Raw genomic sequence first — 21,520 nt, 5'->3', positions numbered from 1 at the left:
GGAATGAGAGTAAGTACGGAGTGGTATGAGCAAGCTGCAATAGCTTATGAACAGCGTGGTTTTTGGGAGCCGCTGACAATTGGGCAGCAATTGCGCAAATGGGCGGAACAGTACCAGAACAAAGAAGCGCTGGTGGAGGACGAGGAGAGGCTCACTTATAGCGAGCTCGACAGCAAGGTGGATGCGCTTGCTTCCGGTTTTTATCACATGGGAATTCAAAAAGGCGACAATGTAGCCGTCCAGCTTCCGAATCGAATTTCTTTCGTACTGACTTGCTTTGCCCTGTTTCGCATCGGGGCTGTGCCGATTCTCGTATTGCCTGCCCACAGAGAGGCTGAATTGGACGGGATTTTTGCACTTGCGAGGCCTGTTGCCTACATCCTTCCAACGACGTTTCTCGGTTTTGATTACACGAAGATGGCAGAAGATTTAGTCAAAAGGCATACGTCGGTTAAATTCGTCATGACGGATGGGGACAGTTCGATCGGGAGGAACTTGGCTGAGATAAGCGGACCGCCAATCGAGCTGGAAGCCCCTTCGTACAAAGACACTGCGTTATTGCTGTTGTCTGGCGGTACGACAGGGATACCCAAGTTGATTCCGAGAACACACACAGATTACGTCTACAATGCAAAAGCAACCGCAGCCCGTTGCCAACTGACAGAGCGAAGCGTCTATCTCGCAGTTTTGCCGATTGCGCATAATTTCCCTCTGTGCTGCCCAGGCATCTTAGGCACACTGTCCGTTGGCGGCAAGATCGTACTATGTAAAACTACCAGCTGCGACGAAGCTTTTCCGCTGATTGAGAAAGAACGCGTGACCATTACCGGCCTCGTGCCTTCGATCGTGCAAGTATGGCAGGAAGTGCTGGAATGGGATACAGAAAGCGACCTGTCGAGTCTCGAGGTTCTTCAGGTGGGAGGCTCCATGCTGGATGATAATCTCGCCAGCCGCATCACGCGAGAATGGAAATGCAAGCTCCAGCAAGTTTTCGGTATGGCCGAGGGGCTCATCTGCTGCACATCACTGGATGATCCTGAGTCGATCATTACCAGCTGCCAGGGGCGTCCGATTTCCGAGGGCGATGAAGTGCGAATCGTGGATGAGCATGGAAACGATGTCGCGCCAGGCGAATACGGAGAGCTAATTGTGCGGGGACCGTATACGATTCGCGGCTACTACAGAGCGGAGGAACAAAACCGCGAGAGCTTTACGCCCGATGGATTCTATCGCTCTGGGGACAAGGCGAGAATCACGCCAGAAGGAAATATTCAAATCGGTGGACGGATCAAAGAGCAAATCAACCGAGCGGGCGAAAAAATCATGCCGGCTGAAGTAGAGACGTACCTGCGCATGCACCCAGCCATTAAAGACGCGGCGCTGATTACACTTCCCGATCCAGTGCTGGGCGAGAAAAGCTGCGCATTTTTGATCACCGACGACGAGACGATCAGCTTGGCGGACGTCCATGCCTTCTTCCAGGAAAAAGGAGTGGCACGCTACAAAATGCCAGACCAAATCGAACGCATCGATTACTGGCCGCTAACCAGCGTCGGAAAAGTCAATAAAGCCAAGCTGAAAGAACTGGCGTTAGCGCCGAAATCAGAGACGAAGCCAGCGGAAATCGCTTATTTGGAAGAGACGTTTGCTTTTGCGGGTGATGCGCATATGGCAGCGGCACTGATTGCAGAGCGCAGCGGGTATGAAAACTACCTGCTCTATGAAAACGGAGATGAGCTGTCACTAGGAATGGGGATTCATGCGCTTCTCTACGTGGATGGTGCGCAGACTACTTTGACTTATCGCAACGAGACTCTCCGTTTCGACAACAACGAGCTGAGTGAGACGCTCGAAAAAGCGATGGCACAGGTGCCGATTCAAAACTGGCGCGCTTATGGAACCGTCCATTTTGGCATGGCGCGTTATTATCAAGGCTTGCCGCTCATGCCAGAAGAGGGTTGCTTGCTCAAGCTGTTTGTTCCTGAGGTCGAGCTGCGCTTCAACAAAGGCACGGTCCTATTGAGAGCCTTGCGTGAAGAGAAGCGGAGCGAATTTAGCCAACTGCTTCGGGAGCTGTCGATGAATACGCACGCCGAGCAACAGCTGACCCAAAGAGTGGACAAGCCAAAGCTGTCCGTCCCGCAAACCGATACATACGACGCGGAAGCCTACATGCAAAACGTGGCCGAAGCGGTACGCGAGATTCAGGAACACAAATACCACAAGGTCATCTTGTCGAGAAAAATTCCGCTTGATCACGAGCTGGATCTGGTTGCGAGCTATATTGCTGGCAGACGAGTGAATACGCCAGCACGCTCTTTCCTTGTTAGTTTGGACGGTCTCGGTGCAGCTGGTTTTAGTCCGGAGACAGTTGTAGAAGTTGATAGCGACGGATGGGTGAGTACCTTCCCACTCGCGGGAACACGGGCAAAAGGCAGCAGTGAAGAAGAGGCCAGCAGGCTCAAGGAAGAGCTGCTGAATGACCCGAAGGAAATTGCCGAGCACGCTGTTTCCGTCAAGCTGGCATTCGAAGAGCTGAAAAGCGTTTGCGATTCAACAAGTATCGTCTTGAACGATTTTATGTCAGTAGCTAGCCGAGGAACGGTTCAGCATATCGCTTCTCGCTTGAAAGGGAAGCTGAAACAAGAATGCAATTCATGGGATGCCTTCCGCGCGTTGTTCCCGGCTGTTACCGCTTCGGGAATCCCGAAAAGAGAATCGATCGAGGCGATTGGCAGATTGGAGAATGTGCCACGAGGTCTGTACAGCGGGTGCGTCATGACTTTTGACAGCGACGGTGCCATGGATGCGGCTCTCGTGCTACGAACGATTTATCAAAAGGACAACCAGGCTTGGCTGCATGCCGGAGCTGGTGTCGTCGAAATGTCTTTGCCGTCCAGAGAACTGGAAGAAACGCGTGAAAAGCTGAGCAGCTTCTCCAGGCAGCTGATTGGAAAAGAATAGGGGCTTGCACGAGAGAGGAGGGAACAAGGATGTCCAAAATGCTCAATGACAGTCTGACCGCAAGTCCCGCCGCTTCCTTGAGCTATGAGGAAATGAAGAGGCAAATTCAGGCGTTGTTGCCCGCGCCTGTCGCATTTTCAGATGATCAAAACCTGATCGAGCTGGGGCTGGATTCCTTGCAAATGATGAGGATGGTCAACAAATGGCGCAAGGAAGGCGCAAAGGTTACATTTGCCGAGCTGATCGGTGCTCCTACCTTGCGTGATTGGCAGGCGTTGCTGCAAAAAAGCAGCCCGTCGCTTCCACATGTGGACGAAAGGAAAACTGATGTGGAAGTAGAGGTGAATGTGCCCTTTCCACTCACCGATGTGCAATACGCTTACTGGATTGGACGCCAGGATGATCAGCCTCTCGGAGGAGTCGGGTGCCATGCGTACTTGGAAATTGATGGGGCGGGCGTGGAGCCGGATCGATTGGAAACAGCGTGGGGCAAACTGCTGATGCATCACCCGATGCTGCGGGCCAGATTTTTGGCGGATGGACAGCAAGAGGTGATGAGTGCCCCGAGGTCCACTGCCGTACCTGTCCATGATCTGCGGTCTTTTTCTGAGGACGAATTGGTGCGGGAGCTAGACGGTATACGGGAGCGGCTGTCTCATCGTCGTTTGGCGGTGGAAGCCGGAGAAGTAGCCGGTTTAGAGCTGAGCTTGTTGCCAGAAGGACGCACCCGCATCCATTTTGATCTGGATTTGCTGGTCGCTGACGTACAGAGTCTGCACATCGTATTGCGCGACTTGGCGGCAGCCTATGCACGAGACAGCAAGCCTCTTGCCCCGACCAATTGGAGCTTTGCCCATTATCTCGGGCAAGAGGCAGAGCGTCGGGCACAGGACAGACAGGAAGCTGCCCGTTATTGGCAGGAACGCCTATCCACATTGCCGGGAGCGCCAGGCTTGCCACTGAAGGAAAAGCCGGAAATGATCAAGTCGCCTGTTTTTACGCGACGGACGCATTTCATGAAGCCGGCCGAATGGGCTCTTTTGCAAAAACGATCCGCAGCTCAGCGGGTCACACCAGCAATGGTACTGTTGACGGCTTATGCAGAAGTACTGGATCGTTGGAGCACCCATTCGCAGTTTCTCATCAATATTCCGCTATTTGATCGCCAAACCGGAGACGCTGGCATCGAAGACGTCGTTGCCGATTTTACCAACCTGCTGCTGCTTGCGGTTGACATGCGGGAGCCATCTTCCTTCCTGGCGCGGGTGCAATCTGTCCAATCACAGTTTCATCAGGATGTAGCACATGCGGCTTATTCCGGGGTTCAGCTGCAGCGGGATATGGCTCGTGTCCGTCAAGGAGAGCGGGATTTTGCCCCTGTGGTGTTCGCGTGCAATTTGGGTACGCCGCTGATCAATGACGAATGCCGGGACACATTGGGCAAGCTCTCTTACATGATTTCACAAACGCCGCAAGTATGGCTCGATTTCCAGTCGTATGAAATGGACGGCGGGCTTCTGCTGGCGTGGGATGCGGTTGATCAGCTGTTTCCTGACGGGATGCTTGACCAAATGTTCGGCGCTTTTTGCCAGCTGATGGACTCCTTGGTGACGGAGGACAATGACTGGCAAGCACCATCCGTGCTGCTTCCCGATTTGGAACAGAAGAGGAACCATCAGGCTGTAGACGATTCACAACCGCAATCGAGTCATTGCTTGCACAGTGCCTTTTTTGCCTATGCAAAAGAGAATCCGCACGAGCTGGCATTAATCGATAGTCATGCGTCCACTACTTTTTCATATGGCGAGTTAGCGACGTACGCGTTGCAGATTGCGGCGTATCTCCAAAAGCAAGGCGTTGAAGCAGGAGACCCTGTGGCGATCAGCCTGCCGCGTGGAATCGATCAGGTCGCTGCGGTTCTCGGTATCGTGGCAAGAGGAGCTTGCTACGTCCCGATTGGAATGGGGCAGCCATCTACAAGGCGTGAGCGCATTCATCAAAAAGCGGAGATTCGCTATGTGCTTACGGATACGGAGCAGGCGCAAACACTGGAGTGGCCAAAAGACGCTGTTGTTCTGTCTGTTACAGATGCGTTGAATGTCTCGCCGCTTGCTGAACCCGTGCCGATTTCTTTTGACAGTCTTGCCTACATCATCTTTACTTCTGGCTCCACAGGTGAACCAAAAGGGGTAGAAATCAATCATTCCGGGGCATGGAACACCATTGCAGAAATAAACAGACGCTACGGAATCGGGCAAACGGATCGGATTTTGGCGGTTTCCTCGCTTGATTTTGACCTGTCTGTCTACGACCTGTTCGGATTGCTCAGTGTAGGCGGCTCGATTGTACTTATAGGGGAAGAAGTGCGACGGGATGCGGCTTATTGGGCGAGACTGGTGGACCAGCACCAAGTGACGCTGTGGAACTCTGTGCCCGTGCTGCTCGATATGCTCTTAATTGCTGCGGAGAGCGGGCCGTACGAGAGCTTGCCGCTTCGCTTGACCATGCTTTCCGGGGACTGGATCGGCCTCGATTTGCCGCAACGATTGAACCAGCTCGCACCGAACAGCCAGCTTGTGGCGATGGGGGGAGCGACAGAAGCGTCGATCTGGTCCAACTTTTTTGATGTGACGCTGCCGTTGCCCGCTCACTGGACATCGATTCCGTATGGTCGACCGCTCGCGAATCAGGCTTATCGGGTTGTCGATGCGCATGGACGTGATTGCCCTGACTGGGTAGAGGGAGAATTGTGGATCGGCGGAGCAGGTGTGGCAGTAGGCTATCGGGGTGATCCTGCCCTAACCGCAGAACGCTTTGTCAACTGGAACGGTTCGCGCTGGTATCGGACTGGTGATCTCGGGCGTTATTGGCCGGATGGGACCATTGAATTTCTCGGGCGCAAGGACTTTCAGGTGAAAATCAGGGGGCATCGCATCGAGCTGGGTGAAATCGAATCGGCCATGAAGCAGCATCCGGGGATTCGTGATGCGGTAGTGACGGCAGTAGGTGATCCGCGCGAGAACAGGCAGCTGGTTGGGTATGTGGTGCCAGAACGGGAAAGCGAATCAGCGCTGTTCGATCGTCTAGAGGCTGATCCGAAAAAGAGCGAAGAACTGTGGGCAGATGTCGTCGATACAGGTCGTGTGCAGACCTTGTCAGAGCATTTTGCAAGCATTAGACCGGAAGATTTCACCTCGATTTGGGCGTATATGGAGAAACTTGCTGTTCGATTCATTTACCGCACATTGGAGATGGCGGGAGTGAACTTTGAACAAAATGCCAACTACTCCCTCGATGATTTGATGCAGAACTGCGGGATTCAAGAGCGTTATCGCGGGCTGGTCAGACAGTGGCTTCAAACATTGGAGGACGAAGGCTTTGTCCGTAAAGACAAATCGGATGTGTACAGCATCACGCAGGCGAGCCTGACTGAATGGCTGGAAAAGCCGCACGTCTCTCACGTATTGCCTGCATGGGAACATCAAGCACAAGCCCTTTTGCGTTACTTGGAAAAAGTCAATGACGAGAGTGTTGCGCTTTTGCGTGGCGAGCTTGACCCGTTGGCCCATTTCTTCTCGGAGGAATCCAATCTGACTCCGAATGATCTGATGCAGACACTCCCTGGCGCAAAGCATCGAGACAGCGCGGCACTGGCGTTGGTCGAAAGGCTGATCCATCGTCTTGGAAAAAGGTCTGAATCAGAACCGATACGTGTGCTGGAAATCGGGGCGAGGAGCCTAGCACTGACGGAATCATTGCTGGCTGTGCTTCCGGCAGATGCGACACATTTTACATGCACAGACACCTCGACTTTCTTTACGAATGCAGCAAAAACGCGGTTTCGGGAGTACCCGTTTGTGCACTATCAACTGCTCGATATCAATCAAAGTCCACGATCTCAAGGCTTTGAAGCCCATCAGTTCGACGTTGTTATCGCCTCTGATTCCCTGCATCGTGCGAAAAACATCGGGATGGCTCTCTCGTATGTGCAAAGCCTTTTGTCTCCGGGAGGCATGCTGATTTTGCTGGAGATGACCCGCAACAGCCGATTGCAGCAAATCAGCACGGCATTTCTCGAAGATGGCTTTACGCATTTTGAAGATGAGCGGCGTAATGAACAACGCCCCTTGTTATCGGTGGAAGCATGGCAGCAGGCCTTGCAGCAGCAAGCCTTCGCACAAGTGGCAGCTTTCCCGGAACAGAACGATTTTGGTCAGCATGTACTGGTTGCGCAGGCGCCACTTCAGGCCAAGCGCTTCAACGCAGCAAAACTATCTGGCTTCCTGAGTCAAAAGCTGCCTGATTACATGGTTCCGACTGCTTTTCTATTGTTGAATGAACTGCCGCTTTCTGCAAACGGCAAGGTAGATCGGCAAGCCCTGCCGACTCCTGACAGCCTGATGAAGGCCAAAACAGAAAAAGCGTATACAGCTCCAACGACACCAATCGAAACAGCACTTGCGGCTATTTGGTGCCAGCTATTTGAAGTGGAACGGGTAGGCGTTACAGACAACTACTTCGAGCTCGGCGGGGATTCGCTATTGGCAACCAGACTCAGTGCGATGGTTCGCAGCAAGCTTGCGGTAGAGCTGTCGTTAGGGCGCATTTTTGAAAAGCCGACGATTGCCGGACTTGCCCAGCATGTGGAGATGCTTCTGGAGGAAAAAGGAGAAGCGTCAGGCTTGCCAGCCATTGTACTGGCTCCACAAGACAGGCATCAGCCTTTCCCGCTAACGGATATCCAGCAAGCCTACTGGGTCGGGCGCAGTGGTGTTTACGCCTTGGGTCATGTCTCCACGCATTGCTATTTCGAAATTGAAGGACAGTACTTGGACCTGGAGCGGATCAATCGAGCTTGGCAACGATTAATTGACCACCATGAAATGATGCGGGCCGTGATTTTGCCGGATGGCTGGCGTCAGCAGATTTTGGAGCAGGTTCCTGCTTACCGGATCGAGGTCATGGATTTGCGGAACCAATCGGCTGAAGAAGCTGAGTCCGAGCTGCAAGCGATTCGGGAAGAGATGTCCCATCAGGTGCTGTCTACGGATGTGTGGCCGCTGTTTGATGTGCGCGCTTCCCGCTTTGGAGACGAACGGGTTCGCTTGCATATCAGCTTTGACAACCTGATTTTTGACGGATGGAGCATGTTCCACCTCTTGAGCGAGTGGACGAGGCTGTATCATGAGCCGGATGCGCCTTTGCCACCACTGGATCTAAGCTTCCGCGATTATGTCCTGGCCCAAGAAGCGCTCAAATCTACAGAGCTGTACCAACGCGATCTGGACTATTGGATGGATCGACTGCCGGATTTGCCGCCAGCACCACAGCTGCCTTTGGCGAAAAATCCTGACACGATTACCGAGCAGCGCTTCCATCGTTTGGAAGCCAGAATCAATCGCCAAGCATGGCAGCGGCTGAAAAAGCGGACAGCAGAGGTCGGTTTGACGCCTTCCGGGATACTGCTGACCGCGTATGCGGAAACCCTCGGTGCATGGAGCAAGAGCTCGCGTTTTACGATCAACCTGACGCAATTCAATCGCCTGCCCTTGCACGCGCAGGTAGGCGAAATCGTGGGGGACTTCACTACGTTAACCTTGCTGGCAGTCGAATTGTCCGCTGGCGAGACGATTTTGGAACGAGGCAGGAATTTGCAGCAGCAGCTATGGCGCGATTTGGACCATCCTTATGTGGGCGGGGTTCAAGTCCAGCGCGAATTGGCGAAGCAAACAGGAGAGCATAGCGGTGTTGCCATGCCGATTGTCTTTACGAGCGCCTTGGGAGTGGAGCAGTGGAGTGGGTCTGATTCCGATGGCAAATGGCTGGGCAAGCTCGTTTACAACATCACGCAGACGCCGCAGGTATGGCTGGACCATCAAGTGGTTGAGCAAGACGGAGAACTGCTGTTGATCTGGGATGCCGTAGAAGGACTGTTTCCAGAAGGACTCCTTGCTGACATGTTTACGGCCTATTGCGAGCTGCTGCATCGACTGACAGAAGAGGATGCGGTATGGCAAGAGGCGGCACCGAGCCTGATCGCTGTCCCTCGACTGGAAGAAAGAATCGCGGCAAACGATACGGCTGCGCCTCTATCCACAGAAACACTCGTCGGGTTATTTGACAAACAAGCTGCATGCCAAACGGATCAGCCTGCCGTGATCTCTACTCAGCGGACGTTGACCTATGGGGAGCTTGCCGACACAGCTGACCAAATAGCGAGGTGGCTGCGTTTAAAAGGAGTCGAACCGAATACGTTGGTCGCTGTCGTGATGGAAAAAGGCTGGGAGCAGGTCGCAGCCACGCTTGGGATTATGAAATCCGGGACCGCTTATTTGCCGATCGATCCGCAGCACCCAGAGGAACGACGCTCTCAGCTTTTGCATGATGGGCAAGTGCAGTTCGTGCTGACACAGTCTTGGCTGGATGAGCGATTGGGCTGGCCTGCGGATGTGGAGCGGCTGATTGTGGACCAGATGACGGCAAGGGACGAGGGAAGCACGGTGAATGCAGTGACACCAGTTGCCGGGCAGCCGGAGGATTTGGCCTATGTCATCTATACATCCGGGTCAACGGGCTTGCCAAAAGGAGTCATGATCGACCATCGAGGCGCAGTCAATACGATTGAAGATATCAATCAACGCTTTGCAGTGGGGCCACAAGATCGGGTGCTCGCTTTGTCCAATTTGAATTTCGATTTGTCGGTCTATGACATTTTCGGCATGCTTGCCGCGGGTGGAACGATTGTCATGCCGGATGCGGATAAAGCCAAAGACCCTGCACACTGGCTGGAGTGGCTGGAAGCTGAGCAGGTGACAGTGTGGAACACAGTTCCGGCGCTGATGCAGATGCTGATCGAATACGCCGTGGGGAGAAACCTTCACTTGCCGCAATCGTTGCGTCTCGTCTTGTTGAGCGGTGATTGGATTCCGCTGGATTTGCCAGACAAGATCAAGTCGTTTTTCCCTCACGTTCAGGTGATCGGTTTGGGCGGGGCAACAGAAGCCTCGATCTGGTCAAACCTTTTCGCAATCGAAGAGATTGACCCTAGCTGGAAAAGTATTCCGTACGGTCGTCCAATGGTCAATCAGCGTTACCATGTGCTGAACGAATCGATGGGGGATTGCCCTGTTTGGGTGCCGGGCCAGCTGTTTATCAGTGGCATTGGGCTTGCCAAAGGCTACTGGCGAGATGAAAACAAGACGAATGAAAAATTTATCACGCATCCGCGGACAGGTGAACGACTGTACCGCACGGGGGATTTGGGCCGTTACTTGCCAGATGGCAAGCTGGAGTTTCTCGGTCGGGAAGATTTCCAGGTGAAAATCAGAGGGCATCGGATTGAGCTGGGCGAGATCGAGACGGCACTGAAGCGCCATGACGGGATCAAAGACGTCGTCGTGGCCGTACCAGATGACGGTGCGGATGAAAAGCGCTTGGTCGGGTATGTGGTGCTGGATCGCGAAAAGGATTCCGCGTTATTCGAAACAGAGTTGGCCGATCCCGCTGCAAGTGCTGCTCGATGGCAGACGATCAACAGCATAGGTCATACGCAGGCCGATACCATTCCTGCAAGTGTCGATGTGGAAGCCGTCACGCAATTCCTGATGGAAGCTGATCGTGTAAGCACCGCCTACCTATGCCGCACGCTGGAGCATATGGGGATGTTCGCGCAAGTAGGAGAAAGCACTACAATTGCGGAGCTCATGCATCGTTTTCAGATTCATCCTCGTTATCAGACCTTGCTTGCGCATTGGCTGGAAGTGCTGGTAGAAGAAGGCTTGCTGGAAAAACGCGCAGCGGGTAAGTACGTCAGTCTGCGTTCCTTGCGTGAAGGGGTGCCGGATGATGTTCTGTCAGCTTCCTCGCTACGGACGGAAGCAGCACGTGAGCTCGAAGCCGTTTTCCGCCGCGACTATCCGTTGTTTATTGGTCTGTTAACCGGTGAGCTCGATCCGTTGGAGCTCTTTCTAGCAGACGACGCCTTCTTGACACCTGCGGGCTTGAGCCGCTTTGACCTGACGCGGGAGTTTTACAGCAGTCTTGCCGGGGCGGTGTTCGGCAGTATCGTAAGTCACCATCCGTCAGACAAGACATTGCGTGTGCTAGAGCTTGGCACGAGAGCCGGTAGCTTGACGCAAACGCTGGTGTCCACCTTGCCTGCAGAACGCAGTCGTTATTTATACGTCGACGAATCCTCCTTTTTTACCGACAGGGCAAAGAAAGAGTGGGGAGAACAGGCTCCGCTGGAATACGGTCAGCTTGACATGAACGTTTCCCCGCTTGCACAAGGCTATGATCCGCATTCGTTTGACGTCATTGTTGCGGACAATACGCTGCATCGCTCTCGTGATATAGGGAAAACGCTGGCGTACTTGAAAGGGCTGCTCGCACCTGGGGGGCTTCTGTTCCTGGTCGAGTCGACGCGCAACAGTCGTCTGCTGCTGACCACTGTCGGCTTCTTCGAGGATGGGTTTAGCCATCTGGAGGATGAGCGCAAAGCCAATCATCTTCCTCTGCTTGCGGTAGAGCAATGGCGAACGGGCCTGGAAGCACAAGGCTTCACCAACGTCCTTGCCATTCCGGATAAAGCTCAGGTCGCAGAGGCGTTCGAGCGCCATCTGATTGTGGCGCAAGCACCGGAGGCGGTTCGTTTGTTCCAGCCGGAAAAATTGTCCGAAGCCTTGCGAAATAGCTTGCCTGACTACATGGTGCCAAGCGAGTACGTGCTGCTGGATGAACTGCCGCTATCCGCCAATGGAAAAGTAGATCGAAAGGCAATCACAAAGCTTGGCAAAAGAAAGGCAAGCATGCCGAAAAAGACGCATGTAGCGCCTTCCAACGAGCTCGAGGTCAAGCTCGCCAAGGTCTGGGAAGAGGTGCTTGGTGTAGCGGAAATCGGCATCCACGACAGCTTTTTTTCGCGGGGTGGAGACTCATTGCGCGCGATCCAATGCCTCAATCTTTTAAGAGAGAGATACCAGATTGATTTGTCTCTGCAAAGCTTGTTTGAAGCTTCCACGATTTGCACCCTTGCCGAGCTGATCAAGACGAGCACACAGGCAACGGAAGATCTCGCAGCCGATTTTGACGAGGGGACCATTTAAATAAAGAAAAACCGCAGATGAGTAGGTGGGCTGCGACTCAGTGGCAGGCGCAGCCCCGCCTTTTCTTGGAAGAATTATGCGGGGAGCAGGCCAGGAGGGAGAGAACGTTGGGGATGAAAAAGATTGGTATTTTGGGAGCGACCGGGGTTGTAGGCCAAGCTGCCTTTCAAACGATTTTGTCTAGGACGAACGATCCGATTTTGCTGGGAGGCAGAAATCCCGAGAAGCTACGTGAGCTTTTTACGGGGACGGACGGCAGGGTGGAATGCCAGCAGGTGGATGTATGCAACGAAGAGGAGTTGCATCACTTTTGCGGCCGAGTCGATCTCGTCATCAATTGTGCAGGGCCCTCCAAGCAAATCGTTGATAAAGTTGCTGTCGCATGCCTCAAACATGAGGTTCATTACGTAGATGTGTCCGGAGATGAGCATTTGTATCGACAATTGCTTACGCGAAAGCAGGAAATCGAGGAAAAGGGACTGCTGTTTATCATCTCTGCTGGCGTTTACCCGGGGCTGTCGGAAGTCTTCCCCGCTTACGTCGCTGAGAATGATTTAGAGGAAATCGATTTGCTCGAAGTCTTTTTTGCAGGACAGGGCGGGTTCTCACTCAATGCGGCCTATGACATCGTTTGCAGCATTGAAGAAGATACCGGATGGGGAATGTCTTACTTCAAGCAAGGCGAGCTCAAAAAAATAGACGGGCCGTTCCATCGCAACTACACGCTGCCACATCCCGCGGGCAAGCGCGACACGTATCCGGTAGTGACCAAGGAATTCGGCCTCATGACCAAGCAGCATAAAATCGAATCCGCTTATTTTTACAACAGCTACCAAAGCAATGCCATCCTGAATCAATTTGTGATGATCAAGGCTTTGCAGCAATACAAGACCGAGGAACAAAAAAGGGCGTCAGCCAAGCTGCTGCTGGAACAGTTTGAGGCGAAGAAGCCAGGTGCGAAAGATTTTACGATGTTCCACCTGCATGCGACCGGAAAGCGCGACGGCAAAAAAGTGCGGGTCTTCTCCACTCTTCTGTACCCGGGCGACTGGAATCGGATATCTGGCATCATCGCGGCCACAGTGGCTCACTTGATCGCGGAAGATCAGAACAGAAAAACAGGCTGCTTTTTCGTGGCAGAGGGCGTATCGGCGACAGGTCTGATTGATGCGCTTCGCGAGCAGCAGGTCGAACTCATGCATTCCATCATGGAAATGAAGTAGGGGTGACGTATGACAAAGAATCGTAAGTTGCGTACCGTGGTATGCGGTTCCCGCTTTGGACAGTTCTACTTGGAAGCGGTAAAGGCATTGCCTGAGCAGTTTGAATTGGTAGGGCTCTTGGCAAAAGGAAGTGAACGCTCGCGTCAATGCGCCGAGCGAAATGGCATTCCGCTGTACACCGATGTGAATCAATTACCTGCTGACATTGATCTGGCTTGCGTTGTATTGCGTTCCACCGTGATGGGCGGCAATGGAACAGAGCTGGCGATCCAGCTGCTTGCCAAGGGCATACACGTCATTTCGGAAGAGCCGATCCATCACAAAGATTTGGCATTGTGCCTAAAGCATGCCAAGCAGAATGGGGTTCATTTTATGACGGGCGATCTCTACGTGCATTTGCCTGCTGTTCGCCGCTTTATTGCTTGCGCTCGAACGATGCTGGCTGTGCAGCCTGCCTTGTACATCGAGGCTGCTTGCGCTACACAGGTGTCCTTCCCGCTCATGCACATTTTGCAGGAAGCTCTCCCTTCTATTCGTCCGTGGAAAATCAGTCATGTCATCAAGGATGAGGGGCCGTTTCAAGTGTTGATCGGACAGCTTGGCAAAATCCCGATTACGCTGCGCGCCCACAATGAAGTCGATCCGGATGATCCAGACAACTATCTGCATTTGCTGCATCGCGTGACGATTGGCGTAGCTGGCGGGAGCTTGTCGCTCACAGACACGCATGGTCCGGTCGTGTGGCAGCCGCGTCTGCATGTACCGGATCTTCCCGACATTCATGGTGAGCTGACAGTGTCTCCACCCGCACACATGCTGGAAAACAGTACACACATACTGGGACCGCAGGAGACGCCGACCTATCGGGACATTCTTACGAAGCAGTGGCCGCAAGCTATTGGACGCGATTTACTCATTATGCGAGAGAGGATCATGGGGCAAGTCGATAAGGCTGCGATGGAAACGCGCGCGCAGCAGGAGCTATTGTGCTCACGACAGTGGCAAGAATGGACGCAGGCATTGGGATATCCCGTGCTGCGCTCGCATGGCAGCCATGAGCCGTTATCGTTAGCGTCTCTCGAACAAGCAGCCTGGAGCATTCCAGACGACGAATTCCACGACACTGCATCACCCAATGACGCGACTTTGGCGGAAAACAACGATGTTTTTGCATGCACGGCGTCTGCCGAGAACGAGCTGAAAGGGATCGATGCCGTACAGGTAAATACGTGCATTGAGCGCCTGGATGCAGCAGCGGTGGCCTCTATGCTGCTTGCGCTGCAATCCCAAGGAGCATGGACAGCAGAACAACATTCCTATACGGCGTCAGACATTTTCACTGCTGCAAACGTAGCAGAACGTCATCATCCGGTCATCAAGCGCTGGCTGCACATCTTGACGGATCGTGGCTTCCTGAAATATGCCGCTGGCGAGTATCAATGCGACATTCAGATGACGCGAGAGGAAGTAGAACGACGGTGGGAGTTAGCCAAAAACGCTTGGAATGGCAAGCTGGGCTCACCGCTTGTCATGGACTATCTCAAGGACAATGCGGATCGGCTGCCACAGCTGATGGATGATACCCAGCAAGCTGCTTTGCTGCTATTTCCTGAGGGTCGCATGCATGTTGCCAATGCGCTTTATCGGGACACCCTTGTGGCGCGTTATTTGAACAAGTCGGTCGCAGAAGCAGTAGCGCGGATCGCGTCTACGGCCAACTCGCTTCGTATCCTGGAGGTAGGCGCCGGGACTGGAGCGACTAGTGATGTGGTAGTGGACCACCTGAAGCCGTCTGTTTCCAAAGGACTGAATGTGGAGTATGTGTACACGGATGTGTCCCACTTTTTCTTATCCTCTGCACGTGAACGGTACAAAGCTTGCCCGTGGATGAAATACCAGGTGGTTGATATCGACAAAGATTTGTTTGCCCAAGGTCTCTCAGAAGGCAGCTTCGATATCGTGATTGCGGCAGGCATGTTGAACAACGCGCGGGACACGGATGAAGTCATCCAAGGGCTGTTGAAGACCCTTGCTCCAGGAGGCTGGATGATTATTACCGAGCCAACTCGAGAGTTCGTTGAAATGCTCATCTCCCAAGCTTTCATGATGACTCCGCCAGTAGATGACAGGAAAAATACGCAATCGACCTTCATGACTGTCCAGCAGTGGCTCGATGTGTTTCAGCGGGCAGGAGTCCAGGAGCTTGCGGTCTTGCCTGAGGAGTCTCACCCATTGGCACCACTTGGACAAAAGCTGTTCCTCATCAAGAACAACATCGATGCTGGCGTACGTCAGCAGCTTTCCCAAAACGAAAACGAAATGGCCAAGCTCATTTAAATAGGAGAGTGTGCATATGCCCCAAAACCTCAAGACGAATAGCGTTGAGCTCTTGATGCGCCTGCGCAGAGATGGAATTTTTTTATGGGAGGAAAACGGGAGCCTGCGTTACAGAGCCCCAAGAGGAACACTGGCAGCCGACGATTTACAGGCGTTGAAAGAACAGAAAGCAGACATTCTCGCCATTTTGCGAGCCGAATCCCAACCGGTGACGGTGGTTCCAGATCCAGCAGCGCGATTTATGCCTTTTCCCCTGACCGATGTGCAGTCTGCTTATTTGCTGGGACGGTATGAGCTGTTTGGCTATGGTGGCGTGGCGTGCCATATCTACATAGAGCTGGACTATCCCGAGCTTGATCCGAAACGGGCGGAGGATGCGTGGAACCTGCTCATTGCAAGACATGACATGCTGCGCTCAACCATTGATCAGAATGGTCAGCAGCGTATTCTGGAGAAGGTTCCGCATTGGACGATTACCTATACGGATACGAGTGGCATGAATGAGCAGGAGGCAGGAAGAAGGCTCGATGACATACGCGAAGCGATGGGACATCGCGTGTATGATACAGCCAAATGGCCGTTGTTTGATATCGGCTTGACGAAAACGAGCGACAGGGCTGTACTCCATGTATCGATGGAATTTCTCATCGCGGATTGGGCGAGTATTTGGCTCTTGCTGGGTGAGTTTGAGGCCCTTTACAAAGAACCGGGAAAAACATTGCCTGCGTTGCCGATTACGTTTCGCGATTACGTATTTGCCGAACGAAGCCTAAGAGAGACTACCACGTATGGCAGAGATAAAGCGTACTGGGAGCAACGGATCGATGCATTGCCACAGGCTCCAGACCTGCCAATGGCGAAACAGCAGACCCAGAATGGAGGCGCACGCTTTCGCCGTCGCTTCATTCGCTTACATAACGCTTCGTGGGATGCTTTCAAAAAGCGTGCCCAGCAGCGAGGATTGACGCCAACCGCCGCCGTGATGACAGCCTTTGCCGCTGTGATCGAGCGCTGGAGTCGAAATCGTGCGTTTTGCCTGAATTTGACGTTGCTGAACAGACAGCCGCTGCATGAGCGAGTCCATGAGATTGTCGGGGATTTCACATCCGTCAATTTGCTTGCGGTTGATTGGGGATTAGAGCGTTCTTTTCAGGGACGGGCGAAAACGATTCAAAAGCAGTTGTTTGAAGATTTGGATCACCGTTTGTTTTCCGGCGTGGAGGTCATGCGCGAGCTAGCGCGCAGGCGCGGTCGTGAAGCCGCTCTGATGCCAATCGTATTTACGAGCGCGATTGGGTTAGTGGAACCAGCGGAGGGCGGTCAGCTACAGGGCAAAATTGCTGGGCACGGAATCAGTCAAACGCCGCAGGTTTTCATCGATTGCCAAGCCATGGACAGCCAGGCTGGCTTGCAGGTGAACTGGGATGTGCGGGAGGGTGTTTTCCCGGAGCATGTCGTTGACGACATGTTTGATACTTTTGCAAAATTACTGCAATCTTTGGCGGACAGCGAGCAAGTGTGGGAGGGAGCTGACGAAATTGCGTTGCCAGACTGGCAGCGAGAAGAGCGTCAGCAGGTGAATGCAACCACCGCAGCTTTACCAGAGTACGCCTTGCATCAGCCAATCGTCACGCAAGCAATGTCGACGCCAGATCGTCCAGCCGTGATTGACAGTGAAGGACAGATTTCCTATGCAGAACTGGTGAAACGAGCTGCAGCAGTAGCAGGGAAGCTGAAGGATCTGGGCTGCCGCGAACAAGACCGCGTTGCCATCGTGATGGATAAAGGCGCGCATCAAGTCACAGCCGTACTCGGTACATTGTTTGCCGGAGCCGTCTATGTACCCATTGATCCGAAACAACCCGAGATGCGCCGACAGGCCATGATGGAACAGGCGGACATCCGTTATGCCTTGACGGTATCTGCCAGCCAGCTGCAATGGTCAGACTCCATTCAAACGATTGCAGTGGATCAAGTGAGCCCGCAGCATGAACCATTGATACTGCCTGACCTAAACCCGGATTTGCCTGCGTACATCATCTATACGTCTGGCTCCACGGGACAGCCCAAAGGGGTCGTCATCAGCCACCGTGCAGCAGCAAATACGATCGAGGACATGCTTCGACGTTTTGCCATCACGGAAAGTGACCGCGTGCTTGGACTTGCCCAGCTGAGCTTTGATTTATCTGTCTACGATATTTTTGCCACGCTCTCTGTTGGTGGTGCGGTCGTGTATCCTCATCCCGATCGTCAAACAGATCCGTCTCATTGGAGTGAGCTGATAGTCGACCATGACATTACCGTGTGGAATTCCGTGCCGGCCCTGATGCAGATGCTGGTCACGTATTTGGATTCCACGCCAACTGTCAAAGTAGACAGCCTGCGACTAGCCTTGCTTTCCGGTGACTGGATTCCGTTGACCCTGCCTGATCGGATGCAAAAATATCTGCCTTCTGCACAGATTGTCAGTCTCGGCGGTGCCACCGAAGCATCGATCTGGTCGAACTACCATCTGTATAACGGACTGGAACCAGACTGGAACAGTATTCCGTATGGCCGACCGCTCGCCAATCAAGGCTTCCGCGTCCTCGATTCACAGATGCGCGATTGCCCGGTGTGGGTGATCGGGGATCTGTATATTACCGGAGCTGGCTTGGCGGAGGGCTATGTGGGAGATCAACGGCTCACGGAGGAAAGGTTCTTCTCCCACCCTATCGATGGAGAGAGACTCTACCGAACGGGTGACTTGGGCCGCTACACACCGGGGGGCGAAATTGAGTTTATCGGCCGCGAAGACAATCAGGTCAAAATCAGAGGGCATCGGATCGAGCTAGGTGAAATTGAATCGGCCCTGCTCAAACACCCTGCTGTCGCCGCAGCTGGTGTCGTGCTGGATGGAGCGAGTGACGAGCCTGTTTTGCTGGGGATTGTGGAAAGCGCCCGCAAGATGGATCGGGACCTTGAAGCGGAACGAGCAGAATTCGCGATGCTAGTAGATGGGATCGGCGAAGAAACGGGCATCGAGGTCAATCAGGGCATTGGCGAGCTCTTGCAGCGCATTGCGCGACAGCATACGCCCAAATCTCTTCGGGTATTGCAAGTCGGCACAGGGAACGGGGCGTTGACAGAGTATGTCCCGCAAGCGTTGGAAGGCTATGATGCAGAGTATAGAAGTATGGATATTGTAGAAGGAGAGTATCGGGCAAAAGGACTGGCACCGAACTCGTTCGACGTGGTATTAGCTGCGGGAGATATAGAAAGCTCCGACATGAGCAAGCTGAAAGAGCTGATTTGCCCGGGCGGGTGGCTGATTCTTACCGAGTGGACAGAAGCGTCATGGATAAGTGAGTGGCAGAAGGAAGAGGACGCTCTTGTGTTCTTGTTGCAAAAGGAGGGAGAGAATCATCTGCTCGCTCATCAGGTGAAGCTGGACAGGGTAAGGGTCAGTGCCGCAGAGCTGGAAAAATTCCTTTCCCTACACCTGCCTGCTTATATGCTGCCTGCCCACTTGCAAGTCGTAGACGCACTGCCGCTTACCGGAAATGGAAAAATAGATCGCCGCGAGCTGGCAAAATGGCGCCCTGCATCATCGTTCGGACAACATGCTGCTAGGGACGCTACAGAAGGGGCGGAATCAGATCCGTTGGAAGCGCAGCTTGCTCACGTCTGGGCAGAAGCATTGGGAGTCCCGAGAATCGGCAGAACACAAAGCTTTTATGAGTACGGTGCAGATTCTCTCATCATGGCACAGGTAGCCGGAAAGCTGCGCGACAAGCTAGCGGAGGACCCGACGCACGCTGCCATCCCGTTTGATGTCTTGCTGCGGCAAATGCTCAACTTCCCGACCGTGGAAGCACTGGCTGGCTTCCTACACATGCGCAATCAGGAGATGCAGCAGAGTGAGGAAGTCGCATTGCCGACAAGACGCAACAAGTCCAGCAATGCCGTGCTGATTCCATATGGCGGTGACGCATCTGGTCCGCTGCGGGTTGTGTTCCATGCCGTTTTGGGGACGATGGACAGTTTTCGTCCATTGATTGAACAGCTCAAAGCCCAGCAGACAGGAAGCATCGTCGGGATCGCCATTGACGATAGTGAGCGTTATTGCGCACTAGAGCCGTCTGAGCTGATAGAAACCGTGGCCGATGATTATGCCGCATGCTTGATCGACATCTTGCGTGAAGGAGAGCAAAGACCTGTACAGCTCATCGGCTATTCCTTGGGCGGATTGATTGCCATTGAAGTGGCGAGAAGACTCGGGGAGCAGGGCGTCCCGATTCTGGACCTGGTTTTGATCGACATTCCTCCGATCCTGACAGAAGTGAATGACGATCTCTTGATTGAGGCACTTTTCGTTCCGAACCTGAACATCACGCTGGAACAGGCTGATTTTGGAAAAGTGGATGAGCACGATTTCGCACGGGCGATTTTGCAGCTTGTAGAAAAATACGGAGATTGCATCCCGCAAGGCTCAGCGTGCACCATCGGTGGAGACGAGGGGCTAGATCAGGTGGGAGAGATGTTCCGCAAATTATCCGCGTTTGACAGAAGAGAACGCTTTACTGCTTATGTCCATGCGCTAGGCAAAACATCGGGGGAACAGATGCCCGTGGAAATGGCAGAGGGCTTGTGCAAAGTGTTTGGGCAGAGTTTTAAAGCAGCTCGCTATACTCCTTTGCCTTATATGGGAGACATTCGCTTCCTGCTGGCTTGCGAGCCGTTTCAATTTTTGCCAAGCACGAGCGAAGAGACCATCGCTTTTTGGCAAGATATATGCATTGGAGAATTGGAAGTGACAGAAATCGCCGGCAACCATTACAGCTGCATGGCAGGAGAGAATGCGGTCAAGCTGGCGGAGCTGTTGGCAGTACCACTCGGCACCAAATAACTTCATCGTTTAGCAATCAAAACAGCGGTAGACAAGGACGAAAAAATAATGTCCTTTGTCCGCCGCTGCTCCTTTTCCTCCCTGCAAGAATTATTCCTAAAAAATAGAAACCCTCATTTGTTCATCGCGTATTACTACAGTGAAATCCAGCCCTAACAAAGTGAGGTGTCGTACATTGGCAATAAAGAGATCGAAAGTAAGTACTTCAAGAGGGAAGATCCAATATCATTGGAGCGGGAACGGCAAACCCAATATCGTTCTCATCAACGGTGGTTCAGGACCTATAGAAGGCTGGATGAAAATTCTACCTGAACTTTCAGAGACGTCATCTGTCTTTTCCTATAATCGCTTTGGTGTTTCGGGTAGTGATAAGCCGCAAGAGCCCCAAGACGGACTCACGATTGTAGAAACATTACGGGAGGCACTAAAGATAGTAGGATTTGAACCCCCATTCTTGCTAGTCGGACATTCATTAGGGGGATTGTATGCAAATTTATATGCCCGACATTACCCCAACGAAGTAGCTGGCATCGTCTTTTTAGAATCCAGCCATCCAAAAGATATCGGCCTTGATCAATATCAAGGTAAAGTAGTTAAAACCATTAACAAAATACTCTCCATGTTTGATTCCTTGTCTCCCCATAAACCATTCAATGAAGTTCATTTTGTCAAAAGAACAGTAGAACAAATCCATGCAATCGATTATTTTCCCGACATCCCTGTTTATGTGATTACAGGGGGGAAAGAAAATCGTATGATGCCAGAGGAAGTGCGCAAAAAACGAATCGAGCATCAGTTGGAACTGCTTTCGTTATCAAGCAACAGCAAACATATCCTCGCTGAAAACAGTGGACATTTTCCTCAATTTACCGAGCCCAAAGTCGTCATTGATACGATCAAAGACTGTATCGAACAAATACAACAAAAAACGCTGTAGCCCACCTGCCAAGCCGCGCTTTGCAGTTCATTCGTCAGCCAGTTAGTACATATCCTTTGTAGCAAAA

Annotated in this window: 6 protein-coding genes; all 6 read left to right on the top strand. The window is 52.8% G+C overall.

Features of this window, described 5'->3' with window-relative positions; translation table 11 throughout:
* The first annotated feature begins 3 nt into the window (after positions 1–3).
* The 6 genes from FB479_RS17895 to FB479_RS17870 all read left to right on the top strand — a co-directional run bounded on the left by FB479_RS17895 (position 4) and on the right by FB479_RS17870 (position 21,453).
* On the top strand, positions 4–2,964 hold the full coding sequence (locus FB479_RS17895) for a salicylate synthase (protein WP_142066196.1): 2,961 nt from the start codon (positions 4–6) through the stop codon (positions 2,962–2,964).
* Between the two features lie 29 nt (positions 2,965–2,993).
* The gene (locus FB479_RS17890; protein WP_142066195.1) at positions 2,994–12,068 is read left to right on the top strand and encodes a non-ribosomal peptide synthetase; all 9,075 of its coding nucleotides are present in this window, start codon (positions 2,994–2,996) and stop codon (positions 12,066–12,068) included.
* A gap of 113 nt (positions 12,069–12,181) precedes the next feature.
* On the top strand, positions 12,182–13,291 hold the full coding sequence (locus FB479_RS17885) for a saccharopine dehydrogenase family protein (RefSeq protein ID WP_255438449.1): 1,110 nt from the start codon (positions 12,182–12,184) through the stop codon (positions 13,289–13,291).
* A 9-nt stretch (positions 13,292–13,300) separates the two neighbouring features.
* The gene (locus FB479_RS17880; protein WP_142066193.1) at positions 13,301–15,628 is read left to right on the top strand and encodes a bifunctional Gfo/Idh/MocA family oxidoreductase/class I SAM-dependent methyltransferase; all 2,328 of its coding nucleotides are present in this window, start codon (positions 13,301–13,303) and stop codon (positions 15,626–15,628) included.
* 16 nt (positions 15,629–15,644) lie between these two features.
* The gene (locus FB479_RS17875; protein WP_142066192.1) at positions 15,645–20,516 is read left to right on the top strand and encodes a non-ribosomal peptide synthetase; all 4,872 of its coding nucleotides are present in this window, start codon (positions 15,645–15,647) and stop codon (positions 20,514–20,516) included.
* Positions 20,517–20,691: 175 nt separating this feature from the next.
* Positions 20,692–21,453 carry an alpha/beta fold hydrolase gene (locus tag FB479_RS17870; RefSeq protein ID WP_142066191.1) on the top strand — a complete coding sequence of 254 codons (762 nt, stop codon included), beginning with the start codon at positions 20,692–20,694 and terminating at the stop codon, positions 21,451–21,453.
* The last annotated feature ends 67 nt before the right edge of the window (positions 21,454–21,520 follow it).

The sequence above is a fragment of the Brevibacillus sp. AG162 genome (genome assembly GCF_006715575.1).
GTDB classification, from domain to species: Bacteria; Bacillota; Bacilli; order Brevibacillales; family Brevibacillaceae; genus Brevibacillus; species Brevibacillus brevis.
Note: the sequence above shows the minus strand (reverse complement) of the source record. Positions and strands in the feature narration are given on the sequence as shown.

Coding starts and splice junctions, on each gene's coding strand:
- FB479_RS17895 (WP_142066196.1), top strand. CDS start 4: ATGAGAGTAAGTACGGAGTGGTATGAGCAAGCTGCAATAGCTTATGAA.
- FB479_RS17890 (WP_142066195.1), top strand. CDS start 2,994: ATGTCCAAAATGCTCAATGACAGTCTGACCGCAAGTCCCGCCGCTTCC.
- FB479_RS17885 (WP_255438449.1), top strand. CDS start 12,182: ATGAAAAAGATTGGTATTTTGGGAGCGACCGGGGTTGTAGGCCAAGCT.
- FB479_RS17880 (WP_142066193.1), top strand. CDS start 13,301: ATGACAAAGAATCGTAAGTTGCGTACCGTGGTATGCGGTTCCCGCTTT.
- FB479_RS17875 (WP_142066192.1), top strand. CDS start 15,645: ATGCCCCAAAACCTCAAGACGAATAGCGTTGAGCTCTTGATGCGCCTG.